The 19,668-nt window shown below is 45.4% G+C and carries 4 protein-coding genes and 1 CRISPR repeat array; all 4 genes read right to left on the bottom strand.

What is annotated here, in order from left to right:
• Positions 1 to 157: 157 nt before the first annotated feature.
• Complete coding sequence (locus tag V8Q34_RS22260; RefSeq protein ID WP_335836343.1) at positions 158 to 8,056, bottom strand: DUF5695 domain-containing protein; 7,899 nt, start codon at positions 8,054 to 8,056, stop codon at positions 158 to 160.
• Positions 8,057 to 8,532: 476 nt separating this feature from the next.
• Positions 8,533 to 9,570 carry a LacI family DNA-binding transcriptional regulator gene (locus V8Q34_RS22255; protein WP_033139315.1) on the bottom strand — a complete coding sequence of 346 codons (1,038 nt, stop codon included), beginning with the start codon at positions 9,568 to 9,570 and terminating at the stop codon, positions 8,533 to 8,535.
• 305 nt (positions 9,571 to 9,875) lie between these two features.
• Positions 9,876 to 10,379: direct repeats of the CRISPR family, unit length 33 nt; unit sequence ATTTCAATCCACACCCTCCTCGCGGAGAGTGAC.
• 291 nt (positions 10,380 to 10,670) lie between these two features.
• A complete protein-coding gene (locus tag V8Q34_RS22250; RefSeq protein ID WP_335836342.1) occupies positions 10,671 to 18,224 on the bottom strand; it encodes a family 43 glycosylhydrolase in 7,554 nt (2,517 codons plus the stop codon).
• A 143-nt stretch (positions 18,225 to 18,367) separates the two neighbouring features.
• On the bottom strand, positions 18,368 to 19,594 hold the full coding sequence (locus V8Q34_RS22245) for a helix-turn-helix domain-containing protein (RefSeq protein WP_335836341.1): 1,227 nt from the start codon (positions 19,592 to 19,594) through the stop codon (positions 18,368 to 18,370).
• Positions 19,595 to 19,668 lie beyond the last annotated feature (74 nt).

The following is a 19,668-nucleotide window of genomic DNA, read 5'->3' as shown; positions in this document are numbered from 1 at the left end:
ATCTAAAAGGTATTATAACAGATTTCAGCAAATAGTCTAATAAAATTATCTTAATAACAATATTTTACTGTTTTGCGCAGGTTAATGCAAAAGAGCATCTGCCGGCTCAGTCGCCGCAGATGCTCTGTAAAAAATTCTTATTTTATTTTGTTATTTCTTATTCTGTCCGTCTTCTCTTGAGAAGACACACGATTCCTGCAAGGGAGAGCACAGCAACGCCTGCAAACGGAAGGATTGGTGTTTCATCTCCTGTTTTCACACTTTTGGCACCATTTCCGGAACCGGAACCGCTTCCTTTGCCTGAATTGCCTTTTCCTCCAGTGTTTCCGGGCGCCTTGGGTCCGGAACCTGATTTTTTCTTCAGATTCTTCATGGCTTTTTCAAGTGCCTGCGCTTTTTTGTCTACATCACTCTGTGACGCGCCGTCAGCGTCCAGGATTGCCTTTGCCTCCTTTAATGCCTGGCTGAAGGTTTGAAAGCTTGCTGCTGTGTAATCTTCTTTTTCCAGCTTTTCCGCCTTTTGGATCAGGGCTTTGATGCGGCTCAGATCCAGGCTGCTTTCGTTGTTTACCTTCACAAGCTGATTCATTGCTGCCTGCAGGTCTTTACCTGCCTTGTCCACAGTCTCCTGGTCTGCTGCTTTGTCAGCCAGAACTTTCTGGGCGTTTACCAGTGCCAGGTCAAAGACTGCCCATGTATCTTCCGTATAGTCAGCTCTTGTAAAACCATTGGCCTTCTCCACAAGCTTTGCAAGTGCTGCCTTGTCTGCCTCCTGCTCCGGGTCTTCCGGATCTTTTTCCCTTAATACCAGGGCTGTCATGGCTGCATTCAGAAGAGCTGTCTGCTCCTCCACCTGCTCCGCAGTGGCGGCCTCATTCTCAAAGACTTCTTTTGCAGCCTTCCAGGCCCGGGCAAATCCTTCCCAGCTCTCTTTTGTATATTTGGATTCCTCTTTTTTCTCTGCCTCCTCAATCGCTGCTTTCAAAGCTTCTTTATTTACCACATCTGCATCTTTTTTCTCCAGGTTCTCCATAGCAGACCGCAGGGCATCTCTTGCGTTGTCGGCTTCCTCCTGTGTGATATCTTCTTTTTCCGCCGCAGCTTTCGCTGCTGTCAGAGCCTCTGCAAACAGATTCCAGGTTTCCTCTGTGTAAGCATCCTCTGTCTTCTTCTCAGCCCGGGCAATCATACTGTTAAGCTCTGTCAAATCTGCTTTTTCGGTCAGGCATGATATGGCATCGTTCAGTTCTGCCAGTACAGCATTCACAAGTGTCTGGTCCGCATCTGTATCGGCATAAATATCTTTTGCCTTTTCATAAGCTTTTCGGAACGCTTCCCAGCTTGCTTCTGTGTAATCTGCCTGCTGTTTTCCTGCCGCCTCAGCCAGTGCTTCCTTCAGCAGTGTTTTATCCGCGTTTTCCTTGATTTCATCTGCGTACCGGCCCATTGCCTGCCATTCAAGGACTCCGGTTCCCCTTGACGGGTCTTCCTCACTGCCCTCCCGCAGAGCCGGTTTCATAATCATCCGGATGGAGGTTGTGGTAATCTTGTCAAATGTTATCGTGTTAAATGTATCCGCATCGCATCCCATACGATTTTCAGAAACAGGAAGCCATGTGCCCTCCTCACTGAGATACTCAATCTGTGCGGATGCAGGAAGGAAATCCCCGTTTCCATTTTGGAAGAAGTATACACTGCTGCCTTCCAGAACCACCGGTTTCTCCCAGGTATAGGATACCCAGCCGTCTTGTATGCTGCCGTTCTCATCGTAGCGGTCTAACCAGTTGTGCCATGCACCGTTTGCTGTATCCGCAGAATTCTCGGGTACGGCGCCGTCATTTAAAGCTGCAAGTCCGCCCAGATCGTATGGTCTGCCGTCCTGTCCGTCATAGCTGCATAATCCCTCTGCCGCCGCACAGGCCGCCATATTTCTGACCCCTGATTCAGTACCGGCTTCTGTAAGGTTTTCCATGGCCTCCATAAGGCTGTCAAGAGCATTGTCAACCTGCTCCTGATCCGTATATATGTCATTCAGAACTTCTTTTGCATTTTTCAGCGCCCGGTCGAATATTTTCCAGGAGTCCTCTGTATAATCTGTCTCCTGTTTCTCCTCTGCCGCCTCTACAGCTTTCCTGAGCGTATCTTTGTTTGGCAGTTCTTTTGCGTAAATGCCCATTACCTGCCATTCAAGGACTCCGGTTCCTCTGGAAGGATCTTCCTGATTCTCTTCCCTGAGGGCCGGTTCCATGTTCATACGAATCGCTGTGGTGGTGATTCTGTCAAATGTAGTGGTATTGAATCGGTCAGCTTCACAGCCAAGTCCCTCTGCACCTGTAACCGCGTTCCAAATGCCTTCCTCATCCAGATACTCAAACTGTACTGCTTTTGGAAGGAAATCTCCGCTTCCGTTCCTGAAATAATAAACGTTGGTGCTGTCAAGAACCACCGGTTCATCCCAGGTGTAGGATACCCATCCGTTAAGAACCTGATTTTCACTGCCGTAACGGTCATGCCAGTTGTGCCATACAGGGCTGCTCTGGTCTGCAGAATTTTCGGGTACTGCGCCGTCATTGAGGGCTGCAAGGCCGCCCAGGTCACTGAGCCGTCCGTCCAATCCGTCATAATTGCACAGGCCGTCCGTCTTAGCTCCCAAGGCCAGATTACGGATACCCTCTCCGCCCTTTTCTTCCAGATTATTCTGTGCTTTTACCAGCCTGGAAAGGGCTAACTTCACCTCCTCACTGCTTACATCCGGATCGGCAAGGACAGCCTTAGCATCTGCCAGTGCCTTTTCAAAGGCTGTTTTTGTCTCCTGTGTATAAATCTCTGTTTCAATGCCTGAAGCCTCCTCCACAGCTTCTGTGAGGGCCGTCTTATCTGCTTTTGCTATGGTGCCGTATACCTTCCATTCCATCAGGCCAACACCATTTTTATCTTCATCCTGTTTTACCATGGTCACCCGGAAAGCTTTCGTTGTCACAGGCTCGAAGGATGTAGTGTTGAAACCGTCAATTTCTGTTGGGTAAGCGGTCGGTTCTGTTACCTCATTCCAATTTCCTTCCTTGTCCAGATATTCATATTTATAGGATTCCGGAATATTAATACCACCGTTTGTGGTGATGCTTCCGTCATACCAAAAATAAATATCACTTTCGTTTAATGTCACATCTGTATCCCATGTGTAAGTAACCGTTTCATATTCACTTTCATTGCCCCATGTACCATATCTTGCGTACAATGACGGATCCGGATCCTGTGAGCTTTCAGGTACAACTGCGTCATTTACCGCCGATAATTTTTCCCAGTCGGATATAAAGCTGGTTGACGGTGTTGCACTGTACGCCAGATTTGCATCCTTTACAGGAAGGGTGATCATCACTCTCTCCAGTCTGGCTGCTGCCGCATCCACCTCATCCTGGGATGCTTCTGTATTGTCAAAGACAGCCTGCGCCTCCGCTATGGCTGTATTCAGGATTTCCTCAGCACCTTCCTCAAAAATATGGAGATTCAGGGCTTTGGCCTTATCCAGAGCTGCCTGCAGAAGTTTTTTATCTGCTGCGGATTCATCAGAGTAACCGTATACTTTCCATTCGATCACACCGCATCCCAGTGTCTTCGGGTTCATGATCATGCGGAATGCTGTGGTGGTCACAGGTGAAAAGACGGTTTTATTATACTGATTTAATTTTGTACCAAAGCCGTCCCCGTTCTCCACATCTCTCCAGTTACCTTCACGGTCAAGATACTGGAAATTGACGGAGGCCGGCGCAAAGTTGCCGTCTGTAAAATAATAAGCATCCGTGCCTGTAATGGTAACCTCTGCGTTCCAGGTGTACTGTACCCAGGCTTCTCCTTTCTGGTCTCCCTGCCAGTTGTGCCATACACCGTGTGACTTGTCATTGGAGTTTGCAGGGTCAAATCCATCGTTTAAGCCTGCTACACCGCCCAGGTCATCCGGATTATCAAAAACAGCTGTGGGTACGGCCAGCAGAGCGATATTCTGTTCTTTTCCCTCCACTACCTGAACCATTGTGGAAACTTCCAGTTCCAGGGCATCAATTCTTCCTGAAACCTCAAATTCCCCTTTCTTTGCGTAGGAAGATTTGTCAATCTCATTCCATGTTACCTGTTCATATTGGCACAGACCGTTGGAATACTCCACCTTGGCTGTTTTCGGCATTTCAGGTGCTACGCCTACAGAGGTGATGACTGGTGATACCACAACCTCTGTCACGGTAACTGCCTCATCAGATCCATACGCCGCCTTGATTTCCTCTGCGCTCATGGCTTTTGACAGCATTTTAAAGTTATCATAGGTACCGTTCAGCCATGGAGTGCTTTCAGAATAAGAACGTCCCAGGAAGCTGCGCTGGGTGGTACCCAATCGGCTGAAATCAAATTCCGCATCCTCTATCTCTGCGTATGCTTCCCCGTTGATATACAGCACTGCCCTGTTGTCTTTCAGGGTGACTTCAATATTCTGCCATGCATCCGGGTTGAGGAGCACACCTGATTTTGCTGTTATGACCTCTTTTGTCTTCTGGTTTGTTATATTCAGCGACAGTTCGTTGGCGCTTTCGCAGGCAGCGTAGAACAAATTATCATCCATATCGCCGAATTCGAAAAGTCTCGTCCCGTTTGTCTGTTTGCCGTTCAGTTTTATATCCATGGATATGGTGGCCTCTTTGGTATATTTTGTAAGGCCGCTTTTCAGCTTCACGTATCCGCCGATCTCTCCATCCATGGAAACACCTCTGCCGTCTTTTCCTTCGGAAAATTCCACATTTGCTTTCAGTTCAGCATTGATACCTGAACCGCTGATATCTTTTACAGTTTTATTCTCTGTATCAACATTTGCCTCCTCAAAATCATAAGAAGCGATGGTTTCCGGAAGCTGCGGTATGCCTTCCACTGTAATCTTTACCGTATCACTGGCTGTATTGCTTCTGCCTTCTGCTGTAAGTTTCAGGGTGTATTCCCCCGCTTTGTCAAATTCCACTTTTGTGGAAACCGCTTTATCGTTTGCAAAAGTGACTTTTGCACCGGCTGGCGCCTCCTCTGCTGTCCATGTCACATCAGGGGTTCTGTGCAGCCATGCGGCATCTCTTGCCATACCGTGGAGAACCGTTTCTTCCTCCATGGTAACCCGGGTATCCTCCCCTGCATCCACAACAGGTGTTGTATCATTCAGAAGCTCCCCTGGCTGAATCCTGATCCCGGCGCTGTCACCTTCCGGAATAGGCAGAGCCACGGTCGTGGTCTGATCCTGAGCTTCAAAGCTTCCGGCTGTCTGACCGTTGACAAAAACCTGATAGGTACCTGCCGGAATACCGGTAATGTCCAGATTTGATTCATGTTCCTGTCCCGTCACATTTACGATATCCAAAGAAATACTGCTTCCGTCTTTGGAAACTACTGCGCTGCTGTACTGATCTCTGTACAGTTCCAGGGAAACCTGCTCATTGATCAGGTTCAGTCTGTGGTATACGCCGTCGAGAGGCGTCACCTCATAGCTGCTGCCATTGTCAGAGACTTCACAGCCATATCCAAGAAGTCCGAATACCGGGTCTTCTGCCACATCAGAGGAAGCGATCCTGATTGCTCCAAACAGGGCCAGATCTGCCTCTCCTGACATCTGTCTCCATCCATTGTGGAGTTTTCCGCCTCCGGTTCCCAGTGCCGTATCATTTCCCATCTCTGCCTGATATGTCCAGGCAGCCGTGCCCACATTTTCCGCATCCGCGTCAATCTGGCCGGAGTTGATGACAGTGAAGTTAGCCAGTTTACCTGCATAGTTAATGCGCTGTGCAAGTCCTGCCTCCTCAGATGACATGCCGTTATCCTGCCTGCGCAGCCAGTCATCCATGCAGTATCCTGCCAGGGAGGCTGTATACTGGAAGTTGAACCAGTTTTCGCCGCAGATGGTAGTTGGATTTCCGTAATGGTACCAGATTGGCTGTACACCGCGGCAGGCCCTTGTCTTTTCATTTACTTTTGCCATGACCTCCTCGTTTCCGAACATTTTTGCCATGGTATATACAGCTTCCTCACTGGTATTGTCATATGGGTATTCTGAAATGTACGGATATTTGTCATTGGCAAAGTTATTAAATTTTTTCTCCATGACAGATTCCAGGTTTTCTGCCTCTTCCTCATATCCTCTCTCTTTAAGAGCCTGGATAATAGATGGTGTAGTGGACTCTCCCATAAGTCCTGTATTCCAGTTGTATCCTACACTTCCTTCGTTATAGAGGGCATCCATAATATGATAACATCGGAGCAGATAGGTGTCCGCATCCTCTTTGTACTCGATCAGATCCGGGTACTGCTCCGCGATTTTATACATGGAAAAGTAAGTATTATAAATATGGGGGTATGCGAATCCTCTGTATGTCGGTGTACCGTTCGGTTCCGGCATCAGGAAATCGTGTATCAGGAAATCTTCCTGGTGTTCCTGCATCAGATTCTCCCAGATAGCTGTATCCAGATATTCGTCCAGGGCCTGTACCTGCTCTTCCACAGGATTATAGGAATTCATTTCCGCCAGATACTCTCCATGGACATATCCCCAGTCATCACCCCAGCCCCAGTATCCGTCAAAGGAACCGCGTTTTGACTTGCTGTCCATCATCCAGTCATCAAATACTTTATCCTGGATAGCTCCCGGCGCATCCCACTGTGTTTTCAGCAGAAAATCCGAGTGCAGATTCAGAGCGGACTGTAAATCATCCATCATATAGAACTGCAGCATGGTTGTCTTCTCTTTCCCGTTCTGTCTGTAGTTCACAATGATATCATTCTGTCCCAAATCTCCGAAAGCGATATTATAAATATGGTACTGCTCACCGTCAATCACTTTTGTCTCTGTAAACTCTGCATAGGTGTTATCCTCTGTCTTTTCGCAGGGCAGGTTATTGGATACCGTATTGGTGCCCCGGTGAAGGTTATTGGTATGAGGACAACGGAATTCAAAGGATATATCCTCTGACGGAACCTTTGTATGCAGATACATTTTTGCCGGCATATCCCTGGCGAATGTCATGCCCGGGACTGCCACTGCATCCATGATGCCCTCTTCATACAGGGTATCTTTCATCTCTTTTTCATCCGCCACACCTGTGAATTCAAACGCGTAGGTTTTGCTTTTTCCGGCTTCAAGCGTCATACTGGTACTGTCCATATAGCCCTTATTGCCTGATTTCTCATCTGCACTGACAGCATCTGCGTGAATATAAAATACATTCAGACCATTTGCCCAGTCAGCCTGATCCATACACCACTCTTTTTCTTCTGCTCTTCTCTGTCCCACCTGCCAGTGGTCCTGGTATTCAAATCCTGCACCTGTCTCCGTATCCGGAGTCATGAGCAGAAAATGCCCCTCACCGCTTGGTCTTGTGGCATACACATAGGAAGAATCTTTTCCCACAAAGCTGTGGTCCACAGTGCAGGTTTCGTATGCCTCTCCCTGGTTTACCCATATTTCATGGAATGCCAGAGGCACACCAAAGTCACCGAAAATAAGATCTGTGTCCGTGGTATTTTCTACGGTGATTTCCCAGCGAAGCTGGTCATCCGCCAGGGAATAGGTCTCCACCAGCCTGAAATCCCTGATGGCTCTCTCCCCTTCCGTTTTCGTGTTGTCGTAGGTTACAACAATCTTATTGTCCTTTAACTCCACGCTTCTTCCCGCATCAGAGGAATTTGTCAGCGCTTCTGTCCAGTTCTCCTCCCCGCTCTTCTTTGTCTTGAACATCAGGTCACCCATCCATTCATGGGCAGGCGTGTCCTGTTTTGGATTGTCATTGACGTTCATGACATAGTTGGTATCATATTCGTCTCCGACAATTTTCAAGGATGTAATTTCCCCGTACCTGCCGGTCTCTACATCAAAATATTCATTGCGGAGATGATATCCCTTATCTGTCTTCTCTGCGATGAATTCCCGGGCTGCTGCCTTTATCTCTATTGGGCCGAGATACGGCAGACAGGTTCCAAGAGTCATGGCTGCTGTCAGGGCTAAAGACAATCCTGAGAGTGCGTATTGATTCTTTTTCATCTTATTCTCCCTTTCTTTAAAACGTTTTACTAACTATGGAAGAATTATACTTTATAACAATACCTTGTACAACATTTTTTTCTTATTTTATATGGTTTTTGTGATAATTAGAAAATTTTATCGCCCTATTATTGTACATTTTATACAATTTTAATTCGTTTTACTTTGGCAATGGAAAACAGAAAAGGTACAAGTCTGCAATCATCAGGCTACTTGTACCTTTTATATTATTTTTCCTATTTACGCTACTATTTTGTCTAAATAACAATACAATTTAAGGAACTTTGTGTATGAAATTTTATATTTTAGTATAACGTTTTACTTATTCACCTGTTTATATCACTGGATAGTACCGTGCTCTTCTGCAATTGGATAAAATATCGGCTGATGTCAGTGTGATATACCGGTTTTTTTGACTGTTGAATCGAGATATGATATTTTTGTTCTTTATAGATTTTATGAAACAGATGATAGTATTACTGAATCCTGCAAATGGAATTGCGGTATATTACCTGGCAGGGTATTTTATATTCCCTCTTTTCCGCCTCTCCTGCCTGATTTTCTAACTTCATGGTCAAAAGTTCTGCCGCTATATTTCCCATATAGCTCAATGGCAGTGCAACCGTAGACAGCGTTGGGTAAAACGCTTCACTAATTTCTCTGTTATCAAAACCAATAACTGATAAATCCGTTCCTATCTTCAAACCTTTTTCATTGACATAGTCATATACGCCGCCTGCCATAATGTCATTCATAGCGAAAATCGCAGTGACTCCCTGCTGGATCAACTGTTCCGCAGCTGTATAGCCGTCCGCACGATTCCACTCTCCACTTATTTCCCAACACGGATTGAATGGGATTCCGTTGTCAAAGAGAGCTTTCATAAATCCTCTCATTCGTTCCATTGTATGGTGGCTTTGATGATTTCCTGTGATGACTCCTATTTTTCTATGTCCCATGGAAATAAGTGTTTTTGCTGCCTCATATCCGCCCTGTTCATCATCATAAATAACCGAAGGTACCTCACTGCTGTCCACTTTTCCATATACTGCTACTGTTGGGACCGCTAACAGTTCCGGAAATTGTTTCATCACATGGTAATGGCCTTCCACATATATGATACCTTCCACTCTTTTCGCAAGCATCTCCTGCATTTCGCCCTGAACCAGGCTGCTGTATTCTTTATACGTATAGAAAGCGTTGCCGTATTTCTGATACATTCTCATGTTGCCCATAAGCAGAGCATAGCCCTTTTTTTCCAGACAGGCGCTTATGCCGTCCACAATGGCAGGGGTATGGAATATAGTCAGATCCTCTGCTATGATTCCGATTGTTTTGGTATTTTTTTGTTTCAGATTTTTTGCCATATAATTTGGCACGTAATTCATCTCTTTTGCTTTCTGCAAAACCAGTTCCTTTGTCTCCTGTCTGGCCTTTTCCTTGCCATTTAGTATATTAGAAACCGTTGAGATTGAGACGTTACATGCCTTTGCAATTTCCTTGATTGTTGCCATGTTCATCCTCCGACAGTTATATTCTCCCAAATCCAAGAATAAATCCTGCATAACAAAACAGCGCCAGCCCAACGACCAACGCTGTAGGTAAATTACCGGGTTACTGTGCCATTATTATAGTTAGATTTTTTGCTGGTGTCAATGGGTTTTGTCATGATGGTCAAGGGGATTTGCGTAATCGGGAGATTGGTTGTTTGTGAACAACTACGGTATCTCCAAATGCAGCGCTGATATAAATGGCTCTATTCTGCACTTGATTTGTAAAGAGTGGATTTTTCCTTTTTTGGGTATTTGGTTTTATTGCTGTTTCAGTTTACACCCTTCTCGCGGAGAGTGACACAGAGCCAAACGGAGCAATGTACAAAAGGATGAATTTCAATTCACACCCTCCTCGCGGAGAGTGACCGTGAGGGGAAAAAGGTATGTAATACCGGTTACACATTTCAATCCACACCCTCCTCGCGGAGAGTGACAATTACCTAAATACATGGTCATTATTTTAAACCCATTTCAATCCACACCCTCCTCGCGGAGAGTGACGCATATCTCCACAGGGTTCTTGTCCGCTGTGAGTATTTCAATCCACACCCTCCTCGCGGAGAGTGACAGGGATGCCAGCCCTATGATTACTCCAACCGTACCATTTCAATCCACACCCTCCTCGCGGAGAGTGACCTGCTGAACTTCGCAAACCAGTTCCACCGTGCAAAATTTCAATCCACACCCTCCTCGCGGAGAGTGACTCAAAGATAATGTTGAAGTACGAAACCGTGCAGATTTCAATCCACACCCTCCTCGCGGAGAGTGACAGCAAAATCTCCCAAAATACCAACATCGTTTTAGAACATCTTGCACAAATATTACACATATATAATTCCTTATTTTTTATTTTAACATAATTATCCTCCTTTTTCCATAAAAATATAGGTGCGAATCTCCCTGGAATTTTGTGTTCACTTGGGATTCGCACCTATTGAAATTATATTTTCTTTTTAAAAAAGGGTACTTTCTCCTTCCTGATTTCCCCCGGCCCCGGCATATGAACTTTTGTCATCTTCCGGGGGATAAAAGAACTGCGTTTTATGCTGTTCTGTTTTTGATTATGACCTTTTTCTTTTTCTCAAGATACTGAGTGTGCAGGCAAATATAGCGATCAGTGCAACGGCGCCCAAACCTGCAAACATGCCGATTGGTGTCTCATCCCCTGTTTTTGCAGAAGAGGTTCCTTTCTGGCTTCCACCGCCGGATGGTCTGCTTGGATTTTTGCCTTTGTCTTTATTGTTGTCAGTCGGCGGTTGGGGTTTTGGATTTGGTCCGGCTGTAACTTTTTCAAGCTGGTCCATTGCTGCCTGCAAAGCTGCCGTGGCTGCATCAATCTGTTCCTGTGTTGCGGTTTCACTTTCATAGATATTTGCCGCATCATCAAAGGCTTTCTGGAATTTTTTCCATGTTGTTCCTGTATAGTCATCTTTTTTCAGCTGTGAAGCTTCATCTATCAGGGCTTTTAATGCGGATTTATCTGTCTCTTCCTCTGTCTTTGCAGGATGTTTTTTAAGCTCTGCCATAGCTTCTGCCAGTGCAGTAATCTCTTTATTTACATCCTTCTGAGATGCATCTTTGTTATCATAAACAGCTTTTGCCTTGTTAAGTGATTCTTCAAAAGCCTTCCATGCTTCCTCTGTATAATCTTCTTTGTTCAGCTGTTCTGCCTGCTCGATCACTGCCTGCAGTCCGCCTTTATCCACTACGGTAACTTCCACCGGAGTAAGGCCATTATACGCCTCAGACAATGCCAGATCTGCTGTGTCTATTTCTTCCTCTGTAAGTCCTGGTTTATTCTGAAGTGCTTTTGCTGCTGCAAGAGCATTTTCATATATTGTCCAGCTTTCCTCTGTGTAACTTTCTGCAGAAGAAACATGGGATTCATAGCCTTCTATCATAACGGCAAGTTTCTCTTCCAGTGTTACAAGTTCAGCCTGAGCCTGGGTCAGTGCTGTCACTGCATTGTCAACATCGAGCTGTGTTGCCAGTTCACTGTCACGTACATCGATTGCATTTGTAAGTACATCTGCATATAATGCCCAGGATTTTGCTGTATACAATCCTGCCTCTTCTTCTGAAGGCGCATTTTCAATTGCCTCCGTAAGAACTGTTTTATCTACAACATGTTCAGGTTTTTGTTCCAAAGCATTTTTTGCCGCCTCAAGTGCAGCGATTGCATCGTTTACAGCCTGCTCATCATTTGAGCCTATCAATGCCTGCGCAGCTTCCAATGCTGCCGCATAATCAGCCCAGCTCTCTTCCGTATAACTGTCTTTACTGCTCTCCGGAACTGCATTTGCGGCAATGCCTTTTTCCAGAACGGACTGGATCGTAACTAATTTTTCCTTGCCTGCGTAAAATGCTGCGCGCAGTGCTTCCACTGCTGCATCAATTTCATCTTTTAATGCAGCCTTATTGTCTGCCACTGTCTGGGCTTCTGCTCTGGCAGATTCTACTGCAGACAGATATTCTGCCCAGGACGCAGATGTATAAATGGAATTATCCATGGCATCTACTTCAGCGATAAGGTTATTCAGCGCATCTTTATTTGCAGTGCTTTCCAAATCTTCCAGGGCTTTTGCAAGAGCCTTTGTCACCTCATCAATGGCTTTCTGGTCAGCTTCTTCATTTCCGGAAGCTATTCTTGCTTCTTCCAAAATAATGGACAGCGCTTCCCAGGTTTCCTCTGAATAATTGTCCTTTTTCAATGCATCTGCGGCAGTGATCAGAGTATTCAATTTGTCTTTATTGACAGCAGCATCATTATGAGTTACACCAATCCAGCTGATTACAGGATCCGGATTTCCGGTCTTACTGATTGTAACTGTGACCTTTCCTTTGGTTTCTTCTGTCACTTCAAATGTCTGATTTACCTGAAGGTCTGTGCTCGTGTTATAAACGGTAAATGCTTTTTCTGCCAATAAATTATCACCGGAAGTAATCGTCATTTTTGAAGGTCTGCCTGTATTCCACCATTCCTGGAAACCAGCCGATACTGTATAAATACCAGGTTCCAGATTGAAGGCATATACAATATTCTTTCCGCCTGCAGCCCACCAGCCATTTGACAGGTAAGTATCACCGGCATGATGTCCCAGATCAAATTTATCTTTGTCAACTAAATTTGTAACACCGACATATCCGGCGCCGTTTTCTTCCGTATAGGCTTCGTCCGGTACTGCATTTTTCAGTCTTCCCAACAGATTTGCATTGACAGTGTCATAGTATTCTGATGTATCTGCTCCACTGTCGAAGAAGTAGATCAACTTGGGATTTACAATGCTGATCTCGTGTGTAAACTCTCTGTTTCCATCAGTCAAAATTCCTGTCACTGCGGCAACACCCAGTTTGTTTTCATCAAGACTGCCGATATCCCATGTCACTTCTTTCTCAACGGAACCACTTCCGAAGTCTACCATAACAGTACCCGGCAGAACGTCTGCAATCTCGGATACGGAACTGACAACTGTCGGAAGTTCACTGGTCACTTCAAAGCTTGCCTTATTCTCCAGTTCGTCCAGTGTCCAGTCTGCATAATTTTTCAGCTGAATCTGATTGCCCGGAAGGAATTCTACCGGCAGCCATACATATCTGGAATCACTTAAATCCCCGCCGGAATCCGGATTGAACCAGCGGTCACCCATGTAAATAAATTTGCCGTTTGCTGCATCCACAGGGAATACACAGGTGCTCTGCGTATCAAAGGTAGTACCTTTTGTATCGCCAACGCAGGGATCTCCCATAACGGTCCACGGTCCAAGAGGATGATCCGCTACTGCATACTGTGCTTTATTCGGACTCCATCCTGTACAGCCGGAGTTGATGATATAATATTTGTCTTTGTACTTAAACATAGCCGGAGCTTCTCTGGAAGCATCGATAAAGTTTCTTGTATAATCCGATGCTGTCAGTTCCTCTCCCTCTTTGCCTGTTCCTTCCACTGCATCCGCAGGGTCTGTGATCAGTCCTGTGTAATCTGCGTTTAATTTTGCGATATAAGTTGTCAGGTTTCCATCAGAAGAATAGATTACGTACGCCTGTCCGTCATCGTCCTTGAACAGATTCATATCACGCACGGCTCCGCCCACATTATCCCAACTGTGGTTTGCATCCGCGCTGTCATGCAGTTTGTATGTACCTAAAAGCTTAAATGGACCTGTCGGGCTGTCGCTGATGGCAACACCAGCTCTTGCTTTGCCGTAGTCTGCTGTGTTGGTCGGTGTACGTCCGTCTGCATGGAACCACATGACATATTTTCCTGTTGCGTCATTGTACAGAACTTTCGGACGCTCAATAACGGTTCTGTCCTCAGCCAGATTCCAGTAAACCTCTTCCAGTTTGCTGCTGTAATTCTCTGTATCATCTGGTGCCTGGTCTTTATAATCTCCGTACAGGCTGCTGAAATATTCGTCTGTCTCAAAGATAGAAAGATCGGCCTCATAGCCCTCTTCCTGGTCTTTGCCGTAATCCTCTTCGGATACCGGAATGCTCTTAAGAACGGCACCTTCATCTGTCCAGTTATACAAATCTGTAGAGGTATACAGATGAACACCTACTACCGGACGGTATCCATTTGTCTTATCTTCGCCGTACCAGTAATATTTGGTTTCTCCATCGATGGTGAACTGCTGAATCTGTCCGCCGTGTGCCTGTATTTTATTACCGTTGTTGTCAAAAAGCTGTGCTCCGTTCGTTCCTGTGATAGAGCTGTAGGTGAATACTTCTTTCAGCGCATTATATGCTTCTTCCAGTGCATTCAGCGCATTTTTAATGGCTTTCTGGTCTGTTGACTGCTCTTCGATCAATTTTCTTGCCTCTGTCACAGCAAGATCAAAGTCTTTTTTTGTCGCGTCAGAATAGCTGTGTCCATCCATTGATGCCTCATAGGAATTGATCTTAGCCTCAAGGCCCTCCACCGTATAAGCTGCAACTGCCTCTACCATAAGATAACTGAGAACCGGGTCTCCGTACTGGTTCGTACGTTTTGGGCTGTGAACCATCACATTCAGTTCTCCGTCATGAACCTCAACTTTATAGGATTTCTCAACTAACTGGCCTTTTGTGAGTTTCAGATCGCTCTCAACAGTTTCTCCTTCCAGCTTAATATCCACATTTCTGGTATCCCACGGATTTTTGAAACCGGCTGTTACAACATAATCATTATTGGATCTCTGAGGAACTTCAAATTTATATTTGAATCCACTGACATCTTTGATAAACGTTACGCCTGTGTCGGCCATATAGATATAACTGCTTGTGATATCCGCTGCACCGCTGCCGCCTTTAACGATCTTTGAATTTTCATCATTCGGCTCATATCCCCAGCTTAAGCCTGTTTCCGCATCTGCACTGTATTCCTGGTCAACATTTGACTGATATAAACCACGTCTGTAACCATCCGGAACGACAGAGGCATCAGAAGTTCCGCAGTTTACAAGATAGAGAACATAATCATTAGCTGCTATCTGTTCTTCCGTATAGCCTTCTCCTAATCCTGTAATGGCATCCTGAATCGCCGCTGCGCCTTCTTGGATCTGGTCCTGTGTTGTTGCAGATTTCAGCATCAGCTCTCTGCCTGCTGCTACTGCTGCATCCAGAACTGCCAGCTTTGCTGCCGGGTACTGGGCTCTGTCCACTTCACCCGCTGCTGCTATGGCATCCTGCAGTTCACTTAAATCCAGAACCTTTTGAATCTGGATGAAGGAAAGTACAGGATCGTTATTTTTCTGCTTTGCCACACAGAATGTTACATCCCCGGCATTTTCAATCGTAATATCTTGTGAGTATGTGTTCCACGGGTTGTTTCCATTCCAAGTGTTGGTTTTTCCAATCTCTACAGTTTTTCCGTCCTGTTCTGCAGTAATAACCATTTCTCGCTGTTGATTCCACCACTCCTTAAAGCCAAAATTAACTTTGTAATTACCCGCTTCCAGCGGAATGGTATACTTAATTACCTGATCTTTATTCGCATACCAACCTGTATCATATTCATCCGTCACCGTTCCGTTATACTTACCATATTCATCCAGGTATCCCCATGAACCTTCTGTATACGCCTGATCTGCTGTTTCATTTAAAAGATCTGCATACTGGTCCATAGCTGCGTATTTTGGAGATTCCGGGCTGTTACAGTCAATGAAATAAATCATGTTTGGTGCCACAACCTGTACGTTAGCGGTTGCTGTCATTGTGGTGCCTTCCACGGTACCTGTAACTTTTGTATCTTTTGTCAGGTCAACGCCTTCCAGATTCCATGTAACTTTTTTCTCCAGCGTATTGTTTTTGTTTGTAACCACTTCTACCGTATCCGGCAGTTCTGCTGCAACACCTTCCACAGTATATACATTTACATCATCAATCCTGACGATTTCTTCTGTACTGCTGTCATAAGTCACACCGTCCACAATATAAGTTGTAATGGAATTTGCCTTCAGTACTGCAGTAATACTCTTCTTTGCAGTGTCTGCCGCAATGGTATCTTCTGAAGACACATCAGCCCAGTTTTCACCGTCTTTTAATGTTCCGCTTGTACGTATAGCAGTCACATTGTCGCCCATGGTACTGAAGCTGGACAAATCAAATTTCCATGTTTTGTCCTCTCCTGCTGTGTTCACTGCCACAACGACAACTTTTCCGCTTTCCGGATCATATGCTGCCAGTGTGTCATCGCTGGAACCGATAATTGTATATCCGGGACGAATATATCTGGATAACTGGCCATATGCATAATATTTCTTTGTAAGCAGTATTTCCTGATTGTCATGATCGCCGATGGCGATTCCCCAGTATCCGCTGTTCATGTTAACACGGTTATAGAGCTCTTCCAGACTGGCATAATCCGCATCGCTGCTTGTTTTTATCTCTTTATCCACATGCATATCAATGGCATTCCATAAAATCCATGCATTTGCTTTCAGTCCGTTTACATCTGTCATCATTTGTTTTGCCAGACCAAGGGCTGCGCTCATCTCTCCTGCATCTGTTCCTGCAGTATAGGCACCGTCAACCTCTGACATCCACAGATTCTTGTTTTCCTTCTCTGCCAGTTCTTTCAGCTCAGCACGTCTGGAACCGCCGTATGTATGTGTGTCGATTCTCTGGATGATTCCTTTTGCTTCATCAGAAAGAGCATTGTAGGAGGTAATGGCCGTATCAATACTTGTCTCATCTGTGCCGCAGATTATGATATTGATTTCCCGCTTCTCCAGCTCTTCATTCAGCATCTCAATAATCTTTGACTGGGATTCTCCCTGGTCAAAATGGCAGCCTTCCTGCTTATTGCTGTAAGCTCCCCAGTAACTTGTATACGGCTCATTCATAGGTGTTGTGCTCTGGAAGGTGATAACACCCTCCTTGTTCCAGTGCTCAATCACATCAGCCATATAGACTGCAAATGCACGATAAGAGTCAGTCCTTAGATTATCCTTATTGGAATCTACTGCCCCTGAACTGCATCCGCTGTTTGTCATAAAATACGGCGGGGAATTGGAAAATGCCTCGGCTATGAAGTCTTCACCGCTGGCCTCAGCAGCTGCTTTCAAAATATTGATCTGATTTTCATCTGCTTTCCAGTTATAATTCCAGGCATAGCCGCAGCTTGCGTCGGCTCTGTCGTAATTCTCTTCATACCATGCAAGCTCATGTTCACTTTCATTTATCTTTGTCACATCCGTTGCATATCCCGGAATTGCGGAATCAGAACGGGTGATATGCTCACTGTGAAGGAATTCTTCCCCTTCCGGCAGTTTGCCCTCCTCACCGGATTTGATGACTGCCATTTTTACAAAATCAAGTGTCCAGTCACTTTTACCGGCGATATTAATCGTATTGTCTCCTGCATTCAGCGCAACATCGGAGATTGTTACAAGAAACAGCATATTATTATTGCCTGAAGCAATGATATGGCTGTTAATGGTGTCTGCATCGACAAGATAATCCTTTTCATCATTAACACGTATTGCTACATCACGCTTATTGCTTCCGGTAAGAGTAAGGAGCAGTTTAACCGTATAATTTCCTGTTTCCTCGGCTTTAACGGTATAACGCAGATTGTCACCATCGCCTGGCTCGTCATCCAGTTTGTTTATCCAGCCAATCGACTGAAAGCTCCCAACCTCACTGCCTTTTGTAATACCGAAGTCCGCGTCAGATACTGTGTATTTCAGGCTTTTCATTGCTGTATTTGTTCCGACAGACATTTTTTTGCCTTTGTACTCTGGTTTGCATCCTTCTGTCTCCAGGTCGTAAAATTCTGCTTTTTCGTTTACCGGCACTTTTGTCGGCTCTCCTACCAGATCACCACCGCCCACATTGTAACGGCCAATGTTCATATCCAGGCCCTCATCACTGAAGAAAACCCTTGCCGCTTCCTCTGTCATCTTATCACTGTAGCCAAGGCGGTTTGCCCACCAGCAAAGTGATGTACCCCATCCCTCAAATTCACCAAGTCCATCCTCATTGGTGTCATGAAAGGTAGATGCCAGGCCCGGCTGAAGCTTGATCACTCTGTCCGCGTCCGCTGCAGAGACCAGTTGAAGTCCGCCTAACGGTATGGATGTCAGGCAAAGTGCTGCGGTAGTGGCTGCAGCAATCCCTCTTTTAAAACTTCTCATTCTCTTTCCTCCTTTTTTCCTTTTTGGTACACCCAGATATTTCCCGGGCTGCATGTCCTGCCGGTCATGCTGCCTACCATTTCTAATTATAAATAAAAAAACGGCTAAAATATATCACATATCTTAGCCAAAAGTCACATTTCTTATTTCATTTTCCATTTTTTCCTATTTCCGAATTTCCTTCTGTACTCATTGGGATTCATACCCACCACCTGCTGAAATGCCCTGGCGAAATGGCTTTGGGAGCAGAATCCAAGATAAAAGGCAATTTCCTGAATCCGGTAATCCGAATACTTTAAAAGATTTTCTCCCCTCCGCACTTTCTCTCTGCGGATGTAATTAGTAATGGTGATCTTTTCCTGAGAGCTGAAAAGATGGGACAGATAGTCTGCATTGATATCCATATGTTCCGCAATGTCAGCTACCTGAATGGGATCATGCAGATGACTGAATATGTAATCCTTTACCTGTCCGATCAGAGGATTTGTCTTTGTCTTCTGCTTCTCTCCTCCCTGTATGTTCTCTTCATCCACAAGCCTGGCATAGACAAACTGCGCCTCGCGCTTAAATGCCTCCACCTCAGGAACATTATCAATCTCCTCCACCTGCTGAATGAGGCTGTCTGCCAGGGAAAAGGATTTCTCCACGCTGATCCCTCCCCGGATGGCGGCTCTTGATGCCAGCGTGATATTGCCAACCGCCACATTTTTATGGGAACGAAGCGGATCTTTTGCAAGGACTCCGATCTCTCCCTCATAAGTCTCTGATATACTCTTTGTCAGAGCCTGGATATCGCCCTTTTCAATGCTGTCCAGTTCCCGCAGTTCCTGCTCATAAGGGTTATGCAGACCCGCGCTTTCCTGCCGTTCAAAAATATCCCGGGAGATGCGGTTCTGTAAATTCATGGTGGCTGTATAATTTTGCTGGTTTCTTTTCCACAGCCGGGCCGCCGACAGCTCTTCACCGGTGAGATGCCAGTGCAGAAGCAGAACTCCGGAAACGAACTTGTCCAGAGGACAGACAGGAGGTATGTAACCGCTCTTCCTTCCCAGGTTATAGTATCTGCGGATTTGAATGAGAATTTCCTGGCTCAGAGGACCGATCGTTACCGGACCGGCTATGATTACCGCTCCCTTTGACAGCCCTTGGGCAAATATTGCATAGACCAGGCTGCTCTCCGTGAAAATAACCGGATGCTGTTCACTTTTTTGGGAAAATACTTTCTCCACAAATTCCGGATTTTTCTCGAAAATCAAAGTTTCTATGTCCCTGGCACCGAATTTCTGTATAATTTCTTTATCTGTACTAAATAAATGAAACGGAGTATGGATCAGATTTACCATATGCTCTAAAAAGTATGGCTGCAGCATTTTATAGTCCTGCCTTTCGTGATTCCTGTTCTCTTACTGACATGAAATAACTCCCCCGCATTTTCATACGGGGG

This window comes from Blautia sp. JLR.GB0024 (assembly GCF_037000545.1).
Lineage (GTDB): Bacteria > Bacillota > Clostridia > Lachnospirales > Lachnospiraceae > Blautia > Blautia celeris.
Note: the sequence above shows the minus strand (reverse complement) of the source record. Positions and strands in the feature narration are given on the sequence as shown.